This window comes from Pseudomonas sp. B7(2017), assembly GCF_002112745.1.
GTDB lineage: Bacteria > Pseudomonadota > Gammaproteobacteria > Pseudomonadales > Pseudomonadaceae > Aquipseudomonas > Aquipseudomonas ekonensis.
On the sequence record NZ_NEIP01000005.1, the window covers coordinates 335,324 to 354,610 of the forward strand.

Genomic DNA, 19,287 nt, shown 5'->3' on the forward strand with positions numbered 1-19,287 from the left:
AACCACTACCTCAGCCGTTGGGCCCTACTGTCGCAACGATGGTCACTTGCTTGTTGTCCGGAATTTCCTGGTAGGCCAGCACATGCAGTCCGGGAACTGCCAGGCGACCGAAGCGCGAGAGCATCGCGCGAACCGGGCCTGCCACCAGCAGGATCACCGGTTGGCCTTGCATTTCCTGACGCTGGGCCGCTTCGATCAGCGAGCGCTGCAGCTTCTCGGCCATGCTCGGCTCCAGCAGAACGCCCTCTTCCGAGCCTTGTCCTGCCTTTTGCAGACTATTGAGCAAAATTTGTTCCAACCTTGGTTCCAAGGTGATCACAGGCAGCTCGGACTCAGTGCCTACAATGCTTTGGACGATGGCGCGGGATACGCCGACCCGCACGGCCGCCACCAGCGCGGCGGTATCTTGACTCTTGGCGGCGTTGTTGGCGATCGCTTCGGCGATGCTGCGGATGTCGCGCACCGGCACGTGTTCGGCCAGCAGCGCCTGCAGCACCTTGAGCAGCTGCGACAGGGTGACGACCCCCGGCACCAGCTCTTCGGCCAGTTTCGGCGAGCTCTTGGCCAGCAGGGTCATCAGTTGCTGCACTTCCTCGTGGCCGATCAGCTCGCTGGAGTGCTTGTACAGAATCTGGTTCAGGTGGGTCGCCACCACGGTGCTGGCGTCGACCACGGTGTAGCCGAGCGATTGCGCCTGGGCGCGCTGGCTGACTTCGATCCACACCGCCTCAAGGCCGAAAGCCGGATCTTTGGCGGTGATGCCGTTGAGCGAGCCGTAGACCTGGCCCGGGTTGATCGCCAGTTCGCGCTCCGGGTAGATCTCCGCCTCGGCGAGGATCACGCCCATCAGGGTCAGGCGGTAGGCGCTCGGCGCCAGGTCGAGGTTGTCGCGGATGTGCACGGTGGGCATCAGGAAGCCCAGGTCCTGGGAAAGCTTCTTGCGCACGCCCTTGATCCGCGCCAGCAGTTGCCCGCCCTGGTTGCGGTCCACCAGCGGGATCAGGCGGTAGCCGACTTCCAGGCCGATCATGTCGATCGGGGTCACGTCGTCCCAGCCCAGTTCCTTGGTCTCCATGGCGCGGGCCGGCGACGGCAGCAGCTCCTGCTGACGCTTGACCTCTTCCAGCGCCTGCACCTTGGCCACGTTCTGCTTCTTCCAGAACAGGTAGGCGCCGCCGGCCGCCAGGGCCGCCATGGTCAGGAAGGAGAAGTGCGGCATGCCCGGCACCAGGCCCATGATGGCCATCAGGCCGGCCGCGACGGCCAGCGCCTTGGGCGAGGCGAACATCTGACGGTTGATCTGCTTGCCCATGTCTTCGGAGCCCGAGGCACGGGTCACCATGATCGCAGCGGCGGTGGACAGCAGCAGTGATGGCAATTGCGCCACCAAACCGTCACCGATGGTCAGCAGGGCGTACACCTTGCCGGCGTCGGCGAAGGTCATGTTGTGCTGGAAGATGCCGACGGCCATGCCGCCGATCAGGTTGATGAACAGGATCAGCAGGCCGGCGATGGCGTCGCCGCGCACGAACTTGCTGGCACCGTCCATCGAACCGTAGAACTCCGCCTCCTGGGCCACTTCCGCCCGGCGGGCCTTGGCCTGGGTCTGGTCGATCAGGCCGGCGTTGAGGTCGGCGTCGATCGCCATCTGCTTGCCGGGCATCGCATCGAGGGTGAAACGCGCGCTCACCTCGGAGATCCGCCCGGCACCCTTGGTCACCACGACGAAGTTGATGATCATCAAGATGGCGAACACCACGATGCCGACCACGTAGTTGCCGCCGATCACCACCTCGCCGAAGGCCTGGATCACCTTGCCGGCGGCGGCATGGCCGTCCTGGCCGTGGAGCATCACCACCCGCGTCGACGCCACGTTCAGCGCCAGGCGCAGCAGCGTCGCCACCAGCAGGATCGTCGGGAACACGGCGAAATCCAGCGGCCGCAAGGCGTACACGCACACCAGCAGCACGACGATGGACAGGGCGATGTTGAAGGTGAAGAACACGTCCAGCAGGAACGGCGGCACCGGCAACATCATCATCGCCAACATGACCAGCAGCAACAGCGGCACACCCAGATTGCCCCGGCTGAGCTCCGACAGGTTGCTGCGGGCACTGTTGATTAACTGAGAGCGATCCACCGGTTTTCCCCGTTCCTTTCAAGCAAACTTTTGACGCCCGAAGCGGGCGCACGGCGGCTACTGCAAGAAGCCTTCCAACTTTTGCACGGGACTGAAACAGAAGGGTTTATCAGGTGATTTTCCGCATGCCCCGCGGCCTATGGCGATCCGCCTGACACCCGGAGGCCGAACACGCCACCGCCATCGCGAGCAGGCTCGCTCCCACAAGGTCCTGCGGGGAACACCCATCGCGGGCGCCAGCCCGCTGGCGATGGCGCCCGTCAAGGCGCCGCAGAGCCGGCTCAGGAATCGCGCCGCAGGTCCGGCGGAATCGGCAGGTCGTCCTTGAGCGGCTCCGGCGGCTTGCCCTTGCCCGCGCGGTACTGGCGAATCTGGTAGACGTAGGCCAGCACCTGGGCGACCGCCAGGTACAACCCACCCGGGATTTCTTCTTCCAGTTCGGTGGAGTGGTAGATCGAACGCGCCAGGGCCGGCGATTCGAGCAGCATGATCTCGTTGGCCGTGGCGATCTCGCGGATCTTCAACGCCAGGAAGTCAGTCCCCTTGGCCAGCAGCACCGGCGCGCCGCCCTTGTCGGCGTCGTACTTGAGCGCCACGGCGTAGTGGGTCGGGTTGGTGATGACCACGTCGGCCTGGGGAATGGCCGCCATCATCCGCCGCTGGGACATCTCGCGCTGCACCTGGCGGATGCGCTGCTTGACCTCCGGCCGACCCTCCTGGTCCTTGTGCTCGTCGCGCACTTCCTGCTTGGTCATCTTGAGCTTCTTGATGCTCTCCCAGATCTGCACCGGCACGTCCACCGCCGCAATGACGATCAGCCCGCAGGCCATCCACAAGGTGCTCCAGCCCACCAGCAGCACGCTATGGATGATCGCCTTCTCGAGCGGCTCGTGAGCGATGCGCAACAGGTCGTCGACGTCGCCGGACAGCACCACCAACGCCACCGCCAGGGTGATCAGGAACTTGGCCAGCGCCTTGAGCAACTCGACCACCGACTTGGCCGAGAACATGCGCTTGATCCCGGACAGCGGATTCATCCGGCTGAACTTGGGCGCCATGGAGCCGGCGGCGAACAGCCAGCCGCCGAGCGCGATCGGCCCCAGCAGCGCGGCGAGCAGCAAGGTGATCATGATCGGCTGGATCGCCAGCAGGGCCATCAGCCCCGAACTCATCAGGAACCGACCCATGGAACCCTGATCCATGATCACTTCCCGCGAGAGCGTGAAGTTCACCCGCATCAGTTCCATCAAGTCCTCGGCCAGCATGCCGCCGAAGATCAGCAGCGCGGCGGAGCCGGCGAGCATGATCGCCAGGGTGTTGAGCTCCTTGGAGCGCGCGATCTCACCCTTCTCACGGGAATCCTTCTTGCGTTTCTCCGTGGGGTCTTCTGTCTTGTCCTGACCGCTCTCGCTCTCAGCCATGGCTCAGCGTGCCCGTGCCAGTTCGCGCAGCAACTGCAAGGACTCGGCGGCCAGCGGTTGATACTGATTGAGAATGTCCGCAAGACCCACCCAGACGATGAACAGGCCGAGCACCAGGGTCAGCGGAAAGCCGATGGAGAAGATGTTCAGCTGCGGCGCCGCCCGGGTCATGATGCCGAACGCGATGTTGACCACCAACAGCGCCGTGACCGCCGGCAGCACCAGCAGCAGCGCCGCCCCGAGCACCCAGCCGAGCTTGCCGGCCAGCTCCCAGTAGTGGGCGGTCATCAGGCCGCCGCCGACCGGCAGCGTGGTGAAGCTTTCCGTCAGGACCTCGAACACCACCAGGTGGCCGTTCATCGCCAGGAACAGCAACGTCACCAGCATGGTGAAGAACTGCCCGATCACCGCCACCGACACGCCGTTGGTGGGATCGATCATCGAGGCGAAGCCCATGCCCATCTGAATGGCGACGATCTGCCCCGCCACCACGAACGCCTGAAAGAACAATTGCAGGGAGAAGCCCAGCACCGCACCGACCAGGATCTGCTCGGCGATCATCAGCAGACCGCCAAGGTCCAGCGGGCTGACCGCCGGCATCGGCGGCAGGTTCGGCGAGATCACCACGGTGATCGCCAACGCCAGGTAGAGACGGATGCGCCTGGGCACGAGGGTGGTGCCGAACACCGGCATCACCATCAGCATCGAACCGATGCGAAACAGCGGCAGCATGAACGTCGCCACCCAGGTGCTGATCTGGGTGTCCGTCAACTGAAGCAGCGACGACATGGCTCAGCCGATGACCAGCGGAATGTTTTTGTACAGCTGAGTGATGTATTCCATGAACGTCTGCACCAGCCAAGGCCCGGCGACGATCAGGGTGACCAGCATCACCAGCAGGCGCGGCAGGAAGCTGAGCGTCTGTTCGTTGATCTGCGTCGCCGCCTGGAACATCGACACCAGAAGCCCCACCAGCAGGCTCGGCACCACCAGGATCGCGACCATCATGGTGGTCAGCCACAGGGCCTCGCGAAAGATGTCGACCGCAACTTCAGGCGTCATGGCGATACACCTCCGAAACTGCTGGCCAGGGTGCCGATGATCAGCGCCCAGCCATCGACCAGCACGAACAGCATGATTTTGAACGGCAGGGAAATGATCAGCGGCGACAGCATCATCATGCCCATCGCCATCAGCACGCTCGCGACCACCAGGTCGATGATCAGGAACGGGATGAAGATCATGAAGCCGATCTGGAACGCGGTCTTGAGCTCGGACGTCACGAAGGCCGGCACCAGGATCGTCAGCGGCGCCTGCTCCGGCGTCGCGATGTCGGTGCGCTTGGACAGGCGCATGAACAGCTCAAGGTCCGTGGAGCGGGTCTGGGCCAGCATGAAGTCCTTGATCGGCACCTGGGCCTTTTCCACCGCCTGCTGGGCGGTCAACTTCTCCGCCAGGTAAGGCTGCAGCGCGTCGTTGTTCACCCGGTCGAACACCGGCGCCATGATGAACAGGGTCAGGAACAGCGCCATGCCGGTGAGGATCTGGTTCGACGGCGTCTGCTGCAGGCCCAGGGCCTGACGCAGGATCGAGAAGACGATGATGATCCGGGTGAAGCTGGTCATCAGGATGACGAACGCCGGAATGAAGCTCAGCGCCGTCATGATCAGCAGGATCTGCAGGCTGACCGAATACTCCTGTGCGCCCTCGGCGTTGGTGCCCAGCGTGATCGCCGGGATCGACAGCGGATCGGCGGCAAACGCCAGCGGCGCGGCCAGCATCAGGGCCAGGGTCAAGACGATGCGCAACGCACCCATTACTTCTTATCCTTCTGATCCTTGCCGAGCACCTTCAACAGATGCTGGGCAAACTCCGGAGTGGCCTTTTCGGCGGCGGCCGGCACGTCGACCGGCTCCTTGAGCACATGCAGCGCGGTGATGGTGCCGGGGCTCAGGCCAAGCAGGATCTGCTCGTTGCCGACCTGCACCAGCACCAGACGGTCGCGGGGGCCGAGCGCGCGGGAGCCGATCAGCTCGATCACCTGACCCTTGCCGGCGGGACCGGCCTGCTGCACCCGGCGCAGCAGCCAGGCGAGAAAGAAGATCAGGCCGAGCACCAGCAGCAGGCCGAGCACCAGTTGCGTCAGCTGGCCGGCGACGCCGCCGCTGACCGCAGGCGCGGCCGCCGTGGCGGCAGTCGCCGCCGGCTCGACCGCCAGCGCCGCGACCGGCAACGCCATTGCCAACAAGAAACCGAGCGCCTTGTTCACTCAGCGCAGCTTCTTGATGCGTTCGCTTGGGCTGATCACGTCGGTCAGGCGGATGCCGAACTTTTCGTTGACCACCACCACCTCGCCGTGGGCGATCAGGGTGCCGTTGACCAGCACGTCCAGCGGCTCGCCGGCCAGACGGTCCAGTTCGATCACCGAGCCTTGGTTGAGCTGCAGCAGGTTGCGGATGTTGATGTCGGTGCTGCCCACTTCCATCGAGATCGACACCGGGATGTCGAGGATCACGTCCAGGTTGGGGCCGTCCAGCGACACCGGCTCATTGTTCTTCGGGTGGCTGCCGAACTCTTCCATCGGCACACGGTTGGAGCTGGACACACCGGCGTCGGCCGCCAGCAGCGCGTCGATGTCGGCCTGGCCGCCCTCGCCGGTCTCTTCCAGGGCCGCAGCCCACTCGTCGGCCAGCGCCTGGTCGTCCTGGGTGTTCATATCGTCGTTCATCATTTGTCCTCGGCGGGCAAAAAAACCGGTAAAAACCAAAAGGGAGTGGAGGCGCGGCTCAGCGCCGCTCGATCGGCTCGATCACTTGCAACGCGAGGTTGCCCTTGTGCGAGCCCATCTTGACCTTGAAGGCCGGCACGCCGTTGGCGCGCATGATCATGTCTTCCGGCATCTCGACCGGGATCACGTCGCCCGGCTGCATGTGCAGGATGTCGCGCAGCTTCAGCTGGCGGCGGGCGACGGTGGCGCCGATCGGCACCGCCACGTCGAGCACGTCCTGACGCAGGGCGTTGACCCAGCGCTCGTCCTGGTCGTCCAGGTCCGACTGGAAGCCGGCGTCGAGCATCTCGCGCACCGGTTCGATCATCGAGTACGGCATGGTCACGTGCAGGTCGCCGCCGCCGCCGTCCAGTTCGATGTGGAACGTGGACACCACGATGGCTTCGCTCGGACCTACGATGTTGGCCATGGCCGGGTTCACTTCCGAGTTGATGTACTCGAAGTTGACTTCCATGATCGCCTGCCAGGCCTCCTTCAGGTCGACGAAGGCCTGCTCCAGCACCATGCGCACCACGCGCAGCTCGGTGGGGGTGAACTCACGCCCCTCGATCTTGGCGTGACGGCCGTCGCCGCCGAAGAAGTTGTCCACCAGCTTGAACACCAGCTTGGCGTCCAAGATGAACAGCGCGGTGCCGCGCAACGGTTTGATCTTGACCAGATTGAGGCTGGTCGGCACGTACAGCGAGTGTACGTACTCGCCGAACTTCATCACCTGCACGCCGCCCACGGCAACGTCCGCCGAACGGCGCAGCATGTTGAACATGCTGATGCGGGTGTAGCGGGCAAAACGCTCGTTGATCATCTCCAGGGTCGGCATGCGTCCGCGGACGATGCGATCCTGGCTGGTCAGGTCGTAGCTTTTGACGCTGCCAGGCTCGGCGGCGTTATCGGTCTGTACCAGACCGTCGTCGACGCCATGCAACAGCGCGTCGATCTCATCCTGGGACAGCAGATCCTGCACGGCCATGTCGTGTTCCTACTGCAATACGAAATTAGTGAAAAGCAACTGTTCGATCACCACTTTGCCCAGTTCCTTCTGCGCCACTTCCTGCACGCTGGCGGTGGCCTTCTGACGCAGCATTTCCTGACCGACCGGCGTCGCCAGGGTGGCGAAGTCCTGACCGGAGAAGAGCATCACCAGGTTGTTGCGGATCACCGGCATGTGCACCTTGAGCGCGTCCAGGTCCGCCTGGTTGCGCGCCAGCATGGTGATGCTCACCTGCATGTAGCGCTGACGGCCGTTCTGGTTGTAGTTGGCCACGAAGGCCGGCGCCATCGGCTCGAAGATCGCCGGCTGCTTGCCCGCCGGAGCCGCTTCGGCCGCCGGGGCAGGCTTGCTCTGCGCGCTGTGCATGAAGTACCAGGTCGCGCCCACGGAGGCACCGATCGCCAGCAGCAGCGCCACCACGATCAGGATGATCAGCTTGAGTTTGCCTTTGGTTGCGGGGTCTTTTACAGCTGCTGCTTCGCTCTTCGCCATGCCAATAATCCGTCATTAATCGGGTTTTCACAGTCGCACGGCAAGGCAAGAGCAAGTGTTATGCCAGAAGTGTCGGAGGGGAGAACGAGAGGGAATCGCGAGCCGATGCAAAACCCTGTGGGAGCTGGCTTGCCAGCGATGGCGATTTATCTGACACATTGGTTTTGAATGTGCCGCCGCTATCGCTGGCAAGCCAGCTCCCACAGGTCTCAGGGTGTTGCGTCAGGCGTAGTAGTCGACGGCGCTGGAGCCGATCACGTGAGTGGCCGTGGCCGCCGCTTCAGCGACGGTCGCCGGCGTCAACTCTTCTTCGGCCGAATCCAGACGCCCGCCGGCGGCGTTGGTGCGACCGCCCTGCCCCTGCTGCGCCTGTTCCTGACCCTGCCAGCCACGGTTCTGGTCGGACACATTGACGTCGACCTGGCCCATCCCCTGCTGGGTGAACATCTCGCGCAGGCGGTGCATCTGACCGTCCAGCGCTTCGCGCACGCTCGGGTGAGCGCTCATGAACGTCACCTGGGTCTGCTGGTCCGGCACCATGTTCACCCGGATGTCGAGGCGGCCGAGCTCGGCCGGCTGCAGCTGGATGTCGGCCGCCTTGAGGTTGGCGCTCGACAGGTACATGACGCGGTTCACCACTTCCTCGGTCCAGCCGCTCTGGTGCATGGCGATCGGCTGGTTCACCGGCAAGGCGTTGGCGGTCTTCGGCGTGGCGGCCTGCGTCAGCGCCGCCAGACGGTTGGCGAAATCATCGACGCGGGTGTCGCTGCTGGCGGATTTCAGATCCTTGAGACCCTCGTCGAGCAGGCCGCTGAAGGCCTTCTCGCCGCCCTGGCTGGTGCTGTCCTTGTCCGCCTGCACATCGAGCATGTTGGCCATGCCGGCGGCGAAGTTCTGCGCGGCAGTCAATTCGCCGTCGGCCTGAGCCTGTGCCGGGGTCGGCGCAGCCTTGGGCTGGCTGGACGCGGAAATGTGGCCGCTCTGCTCCATCGCCAGGCGCACGGCCGGCAGGTTGTCGAGCGGATCGGCTTCCGGGTCGAAACCGCTGTCGGCGATCGGCGCCGGGGCCGGCGTCGGCAGCGCTGCCACCGCCGGGGTTTCGGCCTTGGCGGGTGCGGGCGTCTCCACTACGGGCGCAGGCTCGACCGGTACGGTCACGGGCGGCTGCACCGCCTCGACCAGGGCCGGATCCAGCGTCGGATCCACGGGCGGCGCATCCGCCACAGGCGTTTGAGGGGTTTGCGTCGAATCGTCGTCGCTGGCGCTGCGCTCGTCCGTCGCGCCGGAAGCCGGCTTGTCGGCGGGCAAGGGTTTGCCGCTATCGGCAACCGCAGGTTCGGGAGCGGCAGACTGATCCTTGCCGACGTCCTTTTTGCCGCCGCTGTCCGCGCCGCTGTCGCGCGCAGGTTTCACCGGCGCGGCGCTGGCGGCCGAAGCCTTTGCCGGCCCCTGGTCGGCAAACACTTGGGCGAAGCTGGAGGCCTTGTCCCCGGGCTCTGCGGCCAGGGCCGGCGCTTTGGCGGAGGCGGCTTGCGCCTTGGCCTGGGCGGCAGCCTGAAGAAGGATGTTGGGGGTTGCAGGCATGGTACGGTCTCCGCTGCACTGGGATCGTAGGTACAGTTGAGCGAGATGACTGCAAGTGCCGGGCCAGCTTTAGCCGCAGGGGCGAAAAAGCGCCGGACGGCAGGCTCAATGGGTCAGGGAACGCTGTCGTTCGGCTTCGTAGACGGGGCGCACATCGGCGAACTCGCTGTTGATGTCCGCCACCAGCTTAATGATTTCGGCAGGGCTCTTGTTCTTGGCCTGCTGTTCGAGCTCACTGCAGAGCTCGGCGAGGCGGGTCGCGCCCATGTTGCTGCTGCTGCCCTTGAAGCTGTGGGCCACAACCGACAGCACTTCGGCGTCGACGGTCTTTTGCAGCTCCCGCAGCCGGTTCTCGGAATCCGCCAGGAAGATGTCCAGCAATTCCGGATAGCTGGCCTCCATGACTTCGGCCATCGAGTTCAGTACGTCGCGATCTACATGTTTGTCAGCCACTTGTTCACTCCTTGATCAAGAATGCGCGGATTATGCCAGAGCCTCCCAGGAAAACTCCACGCGGACACTGCGGCCGTCGTCCGACCAATGGGCGCTGCGCGTCAGCTGACGGACCAGGCCGACCCCACGCCCGGACAGGCGGATCCCGTCCGGGGGCCGGTCCATCACCCGCGCCACGTCGAACCCGTTGCCGCTGTCCTCGACCCGGATCACCAGGGTTCCGCCCGAGCCCTGCGGCACCACGTCGAAATGCACCCGCACATGGCCGTCCCGCAGGGCGTCGAGCCGGGCGTTGCGCAGCTCATAGTAACGCGCAAACCCGCTGGCATCGCGCTTGAGGCTGGAGTCGAGCCCCAGGACGCCGTGCTCCAGGGCATTGGAGTACAGCTCGGCCAGCACACTGTACAGCGCCCCGCTCTGCGCCCGCAGCCCGTGCACCTCCAGCAGCAGTTGCAGCAGGTACGGCAACGGGTTGAAGCGTTTGAGCGTCGCGCCCCGGAACTCGAAGCTCGCCGACCAGTCGAGCGGACAGGACTGGCCGCTGTCGGAGTACACCGGCACCGGCGCATGCACCTGCGCCGCCTCCAGCAGGCTGATCTCGACCATGCTGACATCGTCCCGGGCCTCGCCACGGAATGCCTGGAGCGCTTGCTCGATGTCCTCGAAGAGCCGGTCCGGCTCACGGTTGGCCGCAAACACCTGCCGCAGCCGCTCGACGCCGAACAACTGGTCGTTGGCGTCGCAGGTGTCGATCACCCCGTCGGAGAGCAGGAACACCCGGTCCCCCACCGCCATCGGCAGCACCTCGGTGCAGTCGTCGAACGCTTGCGGGCTGAGCACGCCCAACGGCAGATGCCGTGCCGCCAGCGGCGTACGCTCCCCCGTGGCGATGCGGTGCAGGTAGCCGTCGGGCAGGCCGCCGTTCCAGTACTCCACCGAACGGCGCTGTGCGCTCAGGCACAGCAGGGTCGCGCAGCAGAACATGTCCACCGGCAGGATGCGCTTGAGCTTGGCGTTCATTTCCCGCAGGGTCTCGGCCAGCCCGTAGCCCTTGGCGGTCATACCGTAGAACACCTCAGCCAGCGGCATGGCGCCGACCGCCGCCGGCAAGCCGTGACCGGTGAAATCCCCGAGCAGCACATGCATGTCGCCGGCCGGCGTGTACGCCGCCAGCAGCAAGTCGCCGTTGAACAGAGCGTAGGGAGATTGCAGGTAGCGGATGTTCGGCGCATTCAGGCAGCCGGAATGGGCGACCTTGTCGAACACCGCCTTGGCGACCCGTTGCTCGTTGATCAGGTAATCGTGATGCCGGGCGATCAGGTCGCGCTGCTCCAGCACCGTGGCCTGCAGCCGTCGCAGGCGATCCATCGCCTTGATTTTGGCGGAGAGGATCACCGGGTTGTAGGGTTTCGCCAGAAAATCGTCGCCACCGGCATCCAGACAGCGTGCCAGCGCCTCGCTTTCGGTGAGCGACGTGAGGAAGATGATCGGCACCAGGGTTTCCCCCGCCAGCGCCTTGATCCGGCGCGCCGCCTCGAAGCCGTCCATCACCGGCATCATCGCGTCCATCAGCACCAGTTGCGGATGATCGCGGCGGAACACCTCCAGCGCTTCCTCGCCGTTGCCGGCGGTCAGCACCTCATGCCCCTGGCGGCGGACGATGGTCGAGAGCAGCAGGCGGTCGGCGGCGCTGTCCTCGGCGATCAGGATGGTCAACGGCTCCTGCGGCTGCATGGCCGTCAAGCGATGTCGAACAACTTGTCGAAATTGGAAATGGCGAGGATCTTGCGCACGTCCGAATTGCTGTTGATCACCCGCACGTCGGAATGATCGCCGCCGGCGTGGTCGCGCAGCAACAGCAGCATGCCCAGGGCCGAGCTGTCGAGGTACGTGGCTTCTTTGAGATCCACCACAATGGAATCGGGTTTCTTATCGAGTCGCTCATAGGACTCGCGAAACTCCTGATGGCGACCGAAATCGAACCGACCCTTGATCGAGATCGTCAGCTTTTGCCCATCCGGAGAGAGATCTGTAACGACTGACATGCGCTGGCTTCCTTGTCATTGACGAACCTGTACAAGGTTTAGCACTTGCCGGGGGCGGCGGCAAGGCATGATGCCGCCGGCCGCTGTCAGCGATCGCCCCGTCAAAAGGCCTCGTGCCGCGGCAAACGCTGGGACAGTTCGTCCAGGAGCTTCTGCTCGCGCTTGTCTTCGGCCCGCTGCGCCTCGTCGCGGTAGCGCTGTACAAGCTTGCGCAGGCCTTCGACCCGCGCAAAGGCCTCTTGCCAGGTCTCGCGGGCCTTGTTCAGGTTGTTCTGATGCCAGTTCAAGCTCTGGCGCTGCTGGTCGACCGCGGTGTCGAGCTGGGCCAGGAAGCCCTGGAAGCCCAGCAGCCACTGCCCGGTCACGCCGGTGCTGCCCCGCACGATCCATTGCTCGGAATAGTCCAGGCGAAACGCCTGAAGGTCGGCGAGCTTGCTTTCAGCGACCTTGACCTGCCCCTGAAAGTAGCCCAGGCGCTGCACGGCGGTCTTCTCGGCCTTTTCGGCCATGTCCACCACCGGCGCCAGGCGCGCGGCTCGACTCAGGGCCATGACCGGTTACCCGCCGGCCGCCGGGGCGAACAGGGTTTCGAGGTAGGCTTCGCTTTCGCCCAGGCTGATGCTGTCGTTCAGGCCCTGACGCAAGTACCTGACCATTTGCGGCTGCAGCGAAATCGCAAGGTCGGTCTCGCGGTCGCCGCCGGCCACGTAGGCGCCGACGCTGATCAGGTCGCGGCTCTGCTGATAGCGCGACCACAGTTGCTTGAAGTACTGCGCACGGGTCATGTGCTCCGGCGACACCACCGCCGGCATCACCCGGCTGATCGAGGCTTCGATGTCGATGGCCGGGTAATGGCCTTCCTCGGCCAGGCGCCGGGACAGCACGATATGCCCGTCCAGCACGCCCCGCGCCGAGTCGGCGATCGGATCCTGCTGGTCGTCACCCTCGGACAGCACGGTGTAGAACGCCGTGATCGAACCGCCGCCCTTCTCCGCGTTGCCGGCGCGCTCCACCAGCTTCGGCAGCTTGGCGAACACCGACGGCGGATAGCCCTTGGTCGCCGGCGGCTCGCCGATGGCCAGGGCGATTTCCCGCTGGGCCTGGGCGAAACGGGTCAGCGAGTCCATCAGCAGCAGGACGTTCTTGCCCTTGTCGCGGAAATACTCGGCGATGCGCGTGCAATACATGGCGGCGCGCATGCGCATCAGCGGCGCATCGTCCGCCGGGGACGCCACCACCACCGAACGCTTGAGGCCTTCTTCGCCGAGGATGTGCTCGATGAATTCCTTCACCTCGCGGCCCCGCTCGCCGATCAGGCCGACGACGATGATGTCCGCCTCAGTGAAGCGAGTCATCATGCCCAGCAGCACCGACTTACCGACGCCGGTACCGGCGAACAGGCCCAGACGCTGGCCGCGGCCCACCGTCAGCATTCCGTTGATGCAACGGATGCCCACGTCCAGCGGCACGCTGATCGGGTCGCGGTTGAGCGGGTTGATCGTCGGGCCGTCCATCGGCACCCAGTCTTCGGCCTTCATGCCGCCCTTGCCGTCCAGCGCGCGGCCGGCGCCGTCCAGCACCCGGCCGAGCATGCTCATGCCCATCGGCAAGCGGCCGGCATCGGCCAGCGGCACCACCCGGGCGCCCGGCGCAATGCCGGCCACGCTGCCGACCGGCATCAGAAAGACCTTGTTGCCGGAAAAGCCCATGACTTCGGCTTCGACCTGGGACGGATGGTAGGTGTCGTCGTTGATCACCATGCAGCGGGTGCCCATGGCGGCCCGCAGCCCCTCGGCTTCGAGGGTGAGGCCGACCATGCGCAGCAGGCGCCCTTCGAGGATCGGCGCACCGGCAAGCTCGGTGGCCTCGGCGTAGGTGCTCAGGCGCTTGGCGAAACTGGTGCGTTCAAGGCGCATCGGGGGCGTCCGCGGACGGCTCGGCGGTGGGCGCCGGCTTGGCGTCTTCCGACAGGTCCAGGCTCAAGTCCGGCGCGGCCGGGTGCAGGGCCTGCTCGTGCAGTTGGTCGAACAGTTTGTCCATGACCTGGGCGATGCGGGTCTCGATGCTGGCGTCGATGCGGCTGTGATCGGTCTCGACCCGGCAGCCGCCCGGCAGCAAGGTCTCGTCCTCGACGATGCGCCAGGTCTCTTCGTGGCGCTCGCGCAACGCTTTGACCTGGGCGAAATCTTGCGGATTGACGTACAGCCGCACATTGCCGACGCCCAGCGGCAGCAGCTTGAGGGCGTCGCGCATGACGCGTTCGATCTGCGTCGAGTCGATGGCCAGTTCGCGCTGGATCACCTGTTTGGCGATGTGCCGCACGAGGTCGACCAGCGACTTCTCGATCTGGGTGTCCTGCTCGGCAATCGGCTCGAACAGATGGCCCATCAGTTGCTCGAGGCTGGCGACTTTCGCCGCCAACGCCACCTCGGCCTCCTGACGCACCTTGAGGGTCGTGCTGTGGAAGCCTTCCTTCTCGCCGATGGCGAAGCCCTCGTTGTAGGCTTCCTGACGGATGCTTTCGAGCTCTTCCAGGGTCAGCGGCTGGACTTCCTCCAGCGGCACTTCCTCGATTTCCGGCGGTTCAGGCTCCGGCTCCGGCTCAGGTTCCGGCGGCGGCGGATCGAAGCTGGGCAGCGCCCAGGTATCGAAACCGCGGACATCCCGGGCGCGGATCAGATCCGTCACGTCGTCGTCATGCTTGTCCATGGGCTTAGATCATTTCCTCGCCGCCCTTGCCGCCGAGCACGATCTCTCCGGCTTCGGCCATACGGCGGGCGATGGTGAGGATTTCCTTCTGCGCGGTCTCCACGTCGCTGACGCGCACCGGGCCCTTGGCCTCGAGGTCGTCGCGCAGCAGTTCGGCGGCACGCTTGGACATGTTTTTGAAGATCTTTTCCTTGACGCTTTCGTCCGAACCCTTGAGGGCCAGCACCAGCACGTCGGAAGACACTTCGCGCAGCAGCGCCTGGATACCGCGGTCGTCGACGTCGGCCAGGTTGTTGAACACGAACATGAGGTCTTCGATCTGCGTGGACAGGTCTTCGTCGACCTCGCGGATCGAGTCCATGAGCTGGCCTTCGATCGAGCTGTCGAGGAAGTTCATGATGTCCGCCGCACGCTTGATGCCGCCCAGGGTGGTGCGCGAAGCGTTGGAGTTGCCGGAGAACTGCTTCTCCAGGATCTGGTTCAGTTCCTTCAGCGCCGCCGGTTGCACGGTATTCAGCGACGAGACGCGCAGGATGATGTCCAGGCGCACCTTATGGTCGAAGTTGCCCAGCACCTCGCCGGCCTGATCCGGGTCCAGGTACGCCACCACGATCGCCTGGATCTGCGGGTGTTCGTAACGGATCACGTCGGCGACGGCGCGCGGCTCCATCCACTTGAGGCTGTCCAGGCCGCTGGTGTTGCCGCCCAGCAGGATGCGGTCGATCAGGCCGTTGGCCTTGTCCTCGCCCAGGGCCTGGGTGAGCATCTTGCGCACGTAGTCGTCGGAGCCCACGCCCAGGCTGGTCTGGTCGCCGACGATGTCGACGAACTCGCTCATCACCTGCTCGACCTGCTCACGGTGGACGTTGCCCATCTGGGCCATGGCCACACCGACCCGCTGAACCTCTTTGGGGCCCATGTGGCGCAGCACTTGTGCAGCATCGGTGGAGCCCAGGGACAGCAGCAGGATCGCGGCTTTATCGACCCGGGACAGTTTGGCGACGGCGGCTCGGTTATCACTCATCTGCGTTAATCCACTCTTTCACGACCTGGGCCACACGGCCCGGGTCTTCTGCCACCAGACTCTTGATTGCGTTCAACTGGGCGTCATAGCCTTCGCTCGGGCTCGGCAGCAGAATGCTCTGCGGACCGCCGAGGCTCACGCGGTCGTTGGCCAGCTCGCCGTCCAGACCGCCCATGCCGCCCAGCTCCACGTCGCCCAGGGCCGCCAGTTCTTTGCTCTTGCCGCCGCCGGTGATGTTGTTGAGCACCGGACGCAGCACGCCGAACACCAGCACCAGGATGAACAGCACGCCCAGCACTTGCTTGACGATGTCCCAGAACCACGGTTGCGAGTAGAACGGAATGTCGGCGACCACTTCACCGCGATCGGCGGAGAACGGCATGTTGATCACGCTGACGCTGTCGCCGCGGCTGGCGTCGAAGCCGACGGCGTCCTGCACCAGGCGGGTGAAGCGCGCCAATTCGTCGGCGCTCCACGGCGCACGGGTGGTTTCGCCGTTGGCCGGATTGACCTTGACCTGATCATCCACCACCACCGACACCGACAGGCGGTTCAGGCGACCCTGCTGCTGCTTGGTGTGGCTGATGGAACGGTCGAGCTCGAAGTTCTTGGTGGATTGCTGACGCTTGTCCGCCGGGTACGGCGCGAGCATCGGCTGGCCGGTGGCCGGATCCATGATCTGCTGGCCGTTGGCGTCGACCAATGGCTGGCCCGGCTGCACCATGCCGGCGGCCGCTTGGGCGCCGCCGGTGGTCTGCGGCGCCGAGGCCGGCGACGGCGGCTGGTTGCTCAGGGCACCCGGCACGCCTTGCGGGCCGTTGCTGGCGGTGCGCTGTTCGTTGACCGACTGCTCGCTGCGCAGCGCCGGCTGATCCGGGTTGAACTGTTCGGCGGTGGACTCGACGGCGCTGAAGTCGATGTCGGCCGACACTTCGGCCTTGTAGCGGTCGTTGCCCAGCACCGGCTGCAGGATGTTGTGCACGCGCTGGGTGAGCATGCTTTCCATGCGGCGGCTGTAGTCGAACTGCTTGCCGGCCATGGTCATTTCGGAGTTTTCCGCCTGGTCCGACAGCAGGTTGCCCTTCTGGTCGACGACGGTGATCTGCGACTTGCTCAGCTCAGGAACGGAGGTCGCCACCAGATTGACGATGGCCACCACCTGGCCCGGCTCCAGCGAGCGGCCGGAATACAGCTCGACCAGCACCGAGGCGCTCGGCTTGCGGTCGTCGCGCACGAACACGGAGCTTTTCGGGATCGCCAGGTGAACACGTGCGCCCTTGACGTTGTTCAGGCTGGAGATGGTGCGTGCCAGCTCGCCTTCCAGGCCGCGACGGTAGCGGGTCGCTTCCATGAACTGGCTGGTGCCCAGACCCTGTTCCTTGTCCAGGATCTCGAAACCGATGTTGCCGTCGCTGGGAGTGACACCAGCGGCCGCGAGCTTGAGCCGCGCACGGGACAGGTCATCGGCCTTGACCAGCAAGGCGCCAGAGTTCGGCTCGACGGTGTAGGGAATGTCGGCGGAGGCCAGGGTGTCCATGACCTGCTTGGCGTCCATGCCGGCGAGGCTGCCGTACAGCGGCCGGTAGTCCGGCTGCTGCGACCACAGCACCACGGCAAAGCCGATCGCCACGCTCGCGGCCAGGCCGACCAACAGGCCCACCTGACGCAGCATGGTCATCTCGGAGAGGTTTTCCAGGAAGGACAGGCCGAACAGCGGCGGTTTGCCGTCTATCGGGGTGGCCTTGGCCGGAACGTTATCGGCGACTGCTTCTGCCATGACTCAATCTCGTCCTTAAACCGGCATCTGCATGATGTCTTGATAGGCCTGAACCAGCTTGTTGCGCACCTGGGTCAGAGCCTGGAACGACACGCTGGCCTTCTGCGAGGCAATCATCACGTCCGTCAGGTCGACGCTGCTCTTGCCGATCTCGAACGCATTGGCCAACTGGGTCGAGGCCTGCTGGGTGTCGCTCACTTTATTGATGGCCTGACCGAGCATGTCGGAAAAGCTGCTGCCCGCCATTTCAGGGACGGCGGCAGTCGATTTCGGCGCAGACATGGCGTCCATTTGCATGGCGCGCATATCCAGCATCAACCGATTAAATTCAATACCTTGGCTCATGGTCTACTCTCTTGGGCGGCCCGCAATTTTTTGACGCTCACTCGGCGGGTACACAGGTATTAGCAACAAGGGTGCCAGCTCACGGGCACCCTCTTCAGAAACCTTGCTTCAGACAAACGCAGCGCCGCTTACGTGGCGAACAGATACCCTTCGACATCCATACCCGCGTCACGCATCTGCGCCAGTTTGTAGCGCAGGGTGCGGGGGCTGATGCCGAGCTTTTCCGCCGCCTCCTTGCGCCGGCCGCGCTCGGCCCGCAGGGTGTCGATGATCATCTGGAATTCGTGGCGGCGCAGGTCGTCGCCCAGGGCGCCGGCCGAATCCGCTTCGATCTCGACGTCGCGCACCACAGGAGTCGCCATGGCAGCCGCCGGCGACGGGGCGAACGTCACGGGACCGGCCAGGCAGAAATCCTGCGGCTGGATCAGGCCGCCCTGCTGCAGGATCAACGCACGCTGGATCGCGTTGTCCAGTTCCCGCACATTGCCCGGCCACGGATAGGCGACCAGGCACGCCCGAGCCTCAGCCGAGAGCTTCGCCGTGGCGTGTTTCATTTTATTGACGTGCTTGGCCAGCAGACGCTCGGCCAGCGGCAGGATATCGGCGGTGCGCTCGCGCAGCGGACGCCAGGCCAGCGGAAAAACCGACAGGCGGTAATAGAGGTCTTCGCGGAAACGCCCGGCAGCCACCTCCCCCGCCAGGTCGCGGTTGGTGGTCGCCACCACCCGGATGTCGAGGCTGATCGGCTTGCGCGCCCCGACCCGCTCCACTTCCCGCTCCTGCAGGACCCGCAGCAGCTTGGCCTGCAAGCCCATGGGCATCTCGGAAATCTCATCCAGCAGAATGGTGCCACCGTTCGCCTGCTCGAACTTGCCGGCCTGGGTCGCGATGGCGCCGGTGAACGAGCCTTTCTCGTGGCCGAACAGCGTGGCCTCCAGCATGTTGTCGGGAATCGCCGCGCAGTTGATCGCAATGAACGGCTGGCTGGCGCGGTGCGACTGCTGGTGAATGTAACGCGCCAGCACTTCCTTGCCGGTGCCGGACTCGCCGGAGATCAACACCGTGGAATCGCTGCGCGCCACCCGCGCCGCCAGGTCGAGCAATTGCGCGCTGGCCGGCTCGACCGCCACCGGGCCTTCGTCGTCCGCAGCCTCCAGCGCACCCGACGCATGCCGCGCCACCAGCGCCAGCAAGGCACCGGGCTCGAACGGCTTGACCAGGTAGTCCGCCGCGCCTTGGCGCATGGCGTCCACGGCCCGCTCGACCGCGCCGTGCGCCGTCATCAGCAGCACCGGCAGTTGCGGCTGACGGACGCGCAACAGACTCAGCAACTGGTGGCCATCCATGCCCGGCATGTTGACGTCGCTGACCACCAGACTGAACGGCTCGCGCTCAACGGCTTTCAGCGCTTCTTCGGCCGAACCCACCGCATGATGGTCGTGACCGGCAAGCAGCAGCGTGTCGGCCAGCGCTTCGCGCAACGAGCGGTCATCCTCGACCAGCAAAACCTTGATGCCCATG

Annotated in this window: 20 protein-coding genes; all 20 read right to left on the reverse strand. The window is 65.1% G+C overall.

Annotation, left to right across the window (positions count from 1 at the left end; all coding sequences use genetic code 11):
• Window positions 1-10: 10 nt before the first annotated feature.
• The 20 genes from flhA to CAG29_RS12980 all read right to left on the reverse strand — a co-directional run bounded on the left by flhA (window position 11) and on the right by CAG29_RS12980 (window position 19,286).
• Window positions 11-2,140 (reverse strand): flagellar biosynthesis protein FlhA, encoded by a 2,130-nt coding sequence (flhA, locus tag CAG29_RS12885; RefSeq protein WP_085577796.1) that lies wholly within the window; start codon window positions 2,138-2,140, stop codon window positions 11-13.
• Between the two features lie 281 nt (window positions 2,141-2,421).
• A complete protein-coding gene (flhB, locus tag CAG29_RS12890; protein WP_085577797.1) occupies window positions 2,422-3,561 on the reverse strand; it encodes a flagellar biosynthesis protein FlhB in 1,140 nt (379 codons plus the stop codon).
• A 3-nt stretch (window positions 3,562-3,564) separates the two neighbouring features.
• Window positions 3,565-4,350 carry a flagellar biosynthetic protein FliR gene (gene fliR / locus CAG29_RS12895; protein WP_085631150.1) on the reverse strand — a complete coding sequence of 262 codons (786 nt, stop codon included), beginning with the start codon at window positions 4,348-4,350 and terminating at the stop codon, window positions 3,565-3,567.
• Between the two features lie 3 nt (window positions 4,351-4,353).
• Window positions 4,354-4,623 carry a flagellar biosynthesis protein FliQ gene (gene fliQ / locus CAG29_RS12900; RefSeq protein WP_085577799.1) on the reverse strand — a complete coding sequence of 90 codons (270 nt, stop codon included), beginning with the start codon at window positions 4,621-4,623 and terminating at the stop codon, window positions 4,354-4,356.
• Window positions 4,620-5,378, reverse strand: a complete 759-nt coding sequence (gene fliP, locus CAG29_RS12905; protein WP_085631148.1) for a flagellar type III secretion system pore protein FliP — start codon at window positions 5,376-5,378, stop codon at window positions 4,620-4,622. Before fliP ends, fliQ begins: the two co-directional genes overlap by 4 nt.
• Window positions 5,378-5,830: a flagellar biosynthetic protein FliO gene (gene fliO / locus CAG29_RS12910; RefSeq protein ID WP_085577801.1), complete on the reverse strand. Its 453-nt coding sequence runs from the start codon at window positions 5,828-5,830 to the stop codon at window positions 5,378-5,380. The genes fliP and fliO overlap by 1 nt, the downstream gene beginning before the upstream one ends.
• On the reverse strand, window positions 5,831-6,289 hold the full coding sequence (fliN, locus tag CAG29_RS12915; protein WP_085577802.1) for a flagellar motor switch protein FliN: 459 nt from the start codon (window positions 6,287-6,289) through the stop codon (window positions 5,831-5,833). It lies immediately after the preceding gene.
• 58 nt (window positions 6,290-6,347) lie between these two features.
• The gene (fliM, locus tag CAG29_RS12920; protein ID WP_085577803.1) at window positions 6,348-7,316 is read right to left on the reverse strand and encodes a flagellar motor switch protein FliM; all 969 of its coding nucleotides are present in this window, start codon (window positions 7,314-7,316) and stop codon (window positions 6,348-6,350) included.
• 9 nt (window positions 7,317-7,325) lie between these two features.
• Entirely contained in the window at window positions 7,326-7,829 is a 504-nt protein-coding gene (fliL, locus tag CAG29_RS12925) for a flagellar basal body-associated protein FliL (protein ID WP_085577804.1), read from the reverse strand.
• Window positions 7,830-8,051: 222 nt separating this feature from the next.
• Window positions 8,052-9,413, reverse strand: a complete 1,362-nt coding sequence (locus CAG29_RS12930) for a flagellar hook-length control protein FliK (RefSeq protein ID WP_085656689.1) — start codon at window positions 9,411-9,413, stop codon at window positions 8,052-8,054.
• A gap of 105 nt (window positions 9,414-9,518) precedes the next feature.
• Window positions 9,519-9,866 carry an Hpt domain-containing protein gene (locus CAG29_RS12935; protein WP_085656688.1) on the reverse strand — a complete coding sequence of 116 codons (348 nt, stop codon included), beginning with the start codon at window positions 9,864-9,866 and terminating at the stop codon, window positions 9,519-9,521.
• A gap of 30 nt (window positions 9,867-9,896) precedes the next feature.
• Complete coding sequence (locus CAG29_RS12940; RefSeq protein WP_085694614.1) at window positions 9,897-11,600, reverse strand: fused response regulator/phosphatase; 1,704 nt, start codon at window positions 11,598-11,600, stop codon at window positions 9,897-9,899.
• A gap of 5 nt (window positions 11,601-11,605) precedes the next feature.
• A complete protein-coding gene (locus tag CAG29_RS12945) occupies window positions 11,606-11,911 on the reverse strand; it encodes an STAS domain-containing protein (protein ID WP_085577808.1) in 306 nt (101 codons plus the stop codon).
• 101 nt (window positions 11,912-12,012) lie between these two features.
• Window positions 12,013-12,462, reverse strand: a complete 450-nt coding sequence (fliJ, locus tag CAG29_RS12950; protein ID WP_085577809.1) for a flagellar export protein FliJ — start codon at window positions 12,460-12,462, stop codon at window positions 12,013-12,015.
• Between the two features lie 6 nt (window positions 12,463-12,468).
• Window positions 12,469-13,827 (reverse strand): flagellar protein export ATPase FliI, encoded by a 1,359-nt coding sequence (fliI, locus tag CAG29_RS12955; RefSeq protein WP_085577810.1) that lies wholly within the window; start codon window positions 13,825-13,827, stop codon window positions 12,469-12,471.
• Window positions 13,817-14,620, reverse strand: a complete 804-nt coding sequence (gene fliH / locus CAG29_RS12960) for a flagellar assembly protein FliH (protein ID WP_085694615.1) — start codon at window positions 14,618-14,620, stop codon at window positions 13,817-13,819. The genes fliI and fliH overlap by 11 nt, the downstream gene beginning before the upstream one ends.
• 4 nt (window positions 14,621-14,624) lie before the next feature.
• Window positions 14,625-15,644: a flagellar motor switch protein FliG gene (fliG, locus tag CAG29_RS12965; RefSeq protein ID WP_085577812.1), complete on the reverse strand. Its 1,020-nt coding sequence runs from the start codon at window positions 15,642-15,644 to the stop codon at window positions 14,625-14,627.
• Window positions 15,637-17,421: a flagellar basal-body MS-ring/collar protein FliF gene (gene fliF, locus CAG29_RS12970; protein WP_085577813.1), complete on the reverse strand. Its 1,785-nt coding sequence runs from the start codon at window positions 17,419-17,421 to the stop codon at window positions 15,637-15,639. Before fliF ends, fliG begins: the two co-directional genes overlap by 8 nt.
• Before the next feature lie 15 nt (window positions 17,422-17,436).
• Entirely contained in the window at window positions 17,437-17,766 is a 330-nt protein-coding gene (gene fliE, locus CAG29_RS12975; RefSeq protein ID WP_085694616.1) for a flagellar hook-basal body complex protein FliE, read from the reverse strand.
• A gap of 128 nt (window positions 17,767-17,894) precedes the next feature.
• Window positions 17,895-19,286 carry a sigma-54 dependent transcriptional regulator gene (locus CAG29_RS12980; protein ID WP_085694637.1) on the reverse strand — a complete coding sequence of 464 codons (1,392 nt, stop codon included), beginning with the start codon at window positions 19,284-19,286 and terminating at the stop codon, window positions 17,895-17,897.
• Between the last annotated feature and the right edge of the window lies 1 nt (window position 19,287).

What these genes read in the sequence shown, in the direction of transcription:
- CAG29_RS12930 (WP_085656689.1), bottom strand. Translation starts at nt 9,413, where the DNA reads ATGCCTGCAACCCCCAACATCCTTCTTCAGGCTGCCGCCCAGGCCAAG.
- flhB (WP_085577797.1), bottom strand. Translation starts at nt 3,561, where the DNA reads ATGGCTGAGAGCGAGAGCGGTCAGGACAAGACAGAAGACCCCACGGAG.
- fliR (WP_085631150.1), bottom strand. Translation starts at nt 4,350, where the DNA reads ATGTCGTCGCTGCTTCAGTTGACGGACACCCAGATCAGCACCTGGGTG.
- fliM (WP_085577803.1), bottom strand. Translation starts at nt 7,316, where the DNA reads ATGGCCGTGCAGGATCTGCTGTCCCAGGATGAGATCGACGCGCTGTTG.
- fliH (WP_085694615.1), bottom strand. Translation starts at nt 14,620, where the DNA reads ATGGACAAGCATGACGACGACGTGACGGATCTGATCCGCGCCCGGGAT.
- CAG29_RS12945 (WP_085577808.1), bottom strand. Translation starts at nt 11,911, where the DNA reads ATGTCAGTCGTTACAGATCTCTCTCCGGATGGGCAAAAGCTGACGATC.
- fliN (WP_085577802.1), bottom strand. Translation starts at nt 6,289, where the DNA reads ATGAACGACGATATGAACACCCAGGACGACCAGGCGCTGGCCGACGAG.
- fliF (WP_085577813.1), bottom strand. Translation starts at nt 17,421, where the DNA reads ATGGCAGAAGCAGTCGCCGATAACGTTCCGGCCAAGGCCACCCCGATA.
- fliE (WP_085694616.1), bottom strand. Translation starts at nt 17,766, where the DNA reads ATGAGCCAAGGTATTGAATTTAATCGGTTGATGCTGGATATGCGCGCC.
- CAG29_RS12940 (WP_085694614.1), bottom strand. Translation starts at nt 11,600, where the DNA reads ATGCAGCCGCAGGAGCCGTTGACCATCCTGATCGCCGAGGACAGCGCC.
- fliQ (WP_085577799.1), bottom strand. Translation starts at nt 4,623, where the DNA reads ATGACGCCTGAAGTTGCGGTCGACATCTTTCGCGAGGCCCTGTGGCTG.
- fliG (WP_085577812.1), bottom strand. Translation starts at nt 15,644, where the DNA reads ATGAGTGATAACCGAGCCGCCGTCGCCAAACTGTCCCGGGTCGATAAA.
- fliJ (WP_085577809.1), bottom strand. Translation starts at nt 12,462, where the DNA reads ATGGCCCTGAGTCGAGCCGCGCGCCTGGCGCCGGTGGTGGACATGGCC.
- CAG29_RS12980 (WP_085694637.1), bottom strand. Translation starts at nt 19,286, where the DNA reads ATGGGCATCAAGGTTTTGCTGGTCGAGGATGACCGCTCGTTGCGCGAA.
- fliL (WP_085577804.1), bottom strand. Translation starts at nt 7,829, where the DNA reads ATGGCGAAGAGCGAAGCAGCAGCTGTAAAAGACCCCGCAACCAAAGGC.
- fliI (WP_085577810.1), bottom strand. Translation starts at nt 13,827, where the DNA reads ATGCGCCTTGAACGCACCAGTTTCGCCAAGCGCCTGAGCACCTACGCC.
- fliP (WP_085631148.1), bottom strand. Translation starts at nt 5,378, where the DNA reads ATGGGTGCGTTGCGCATCGTCTTGACCCTGGCCCTGATGCTGGCCGCG.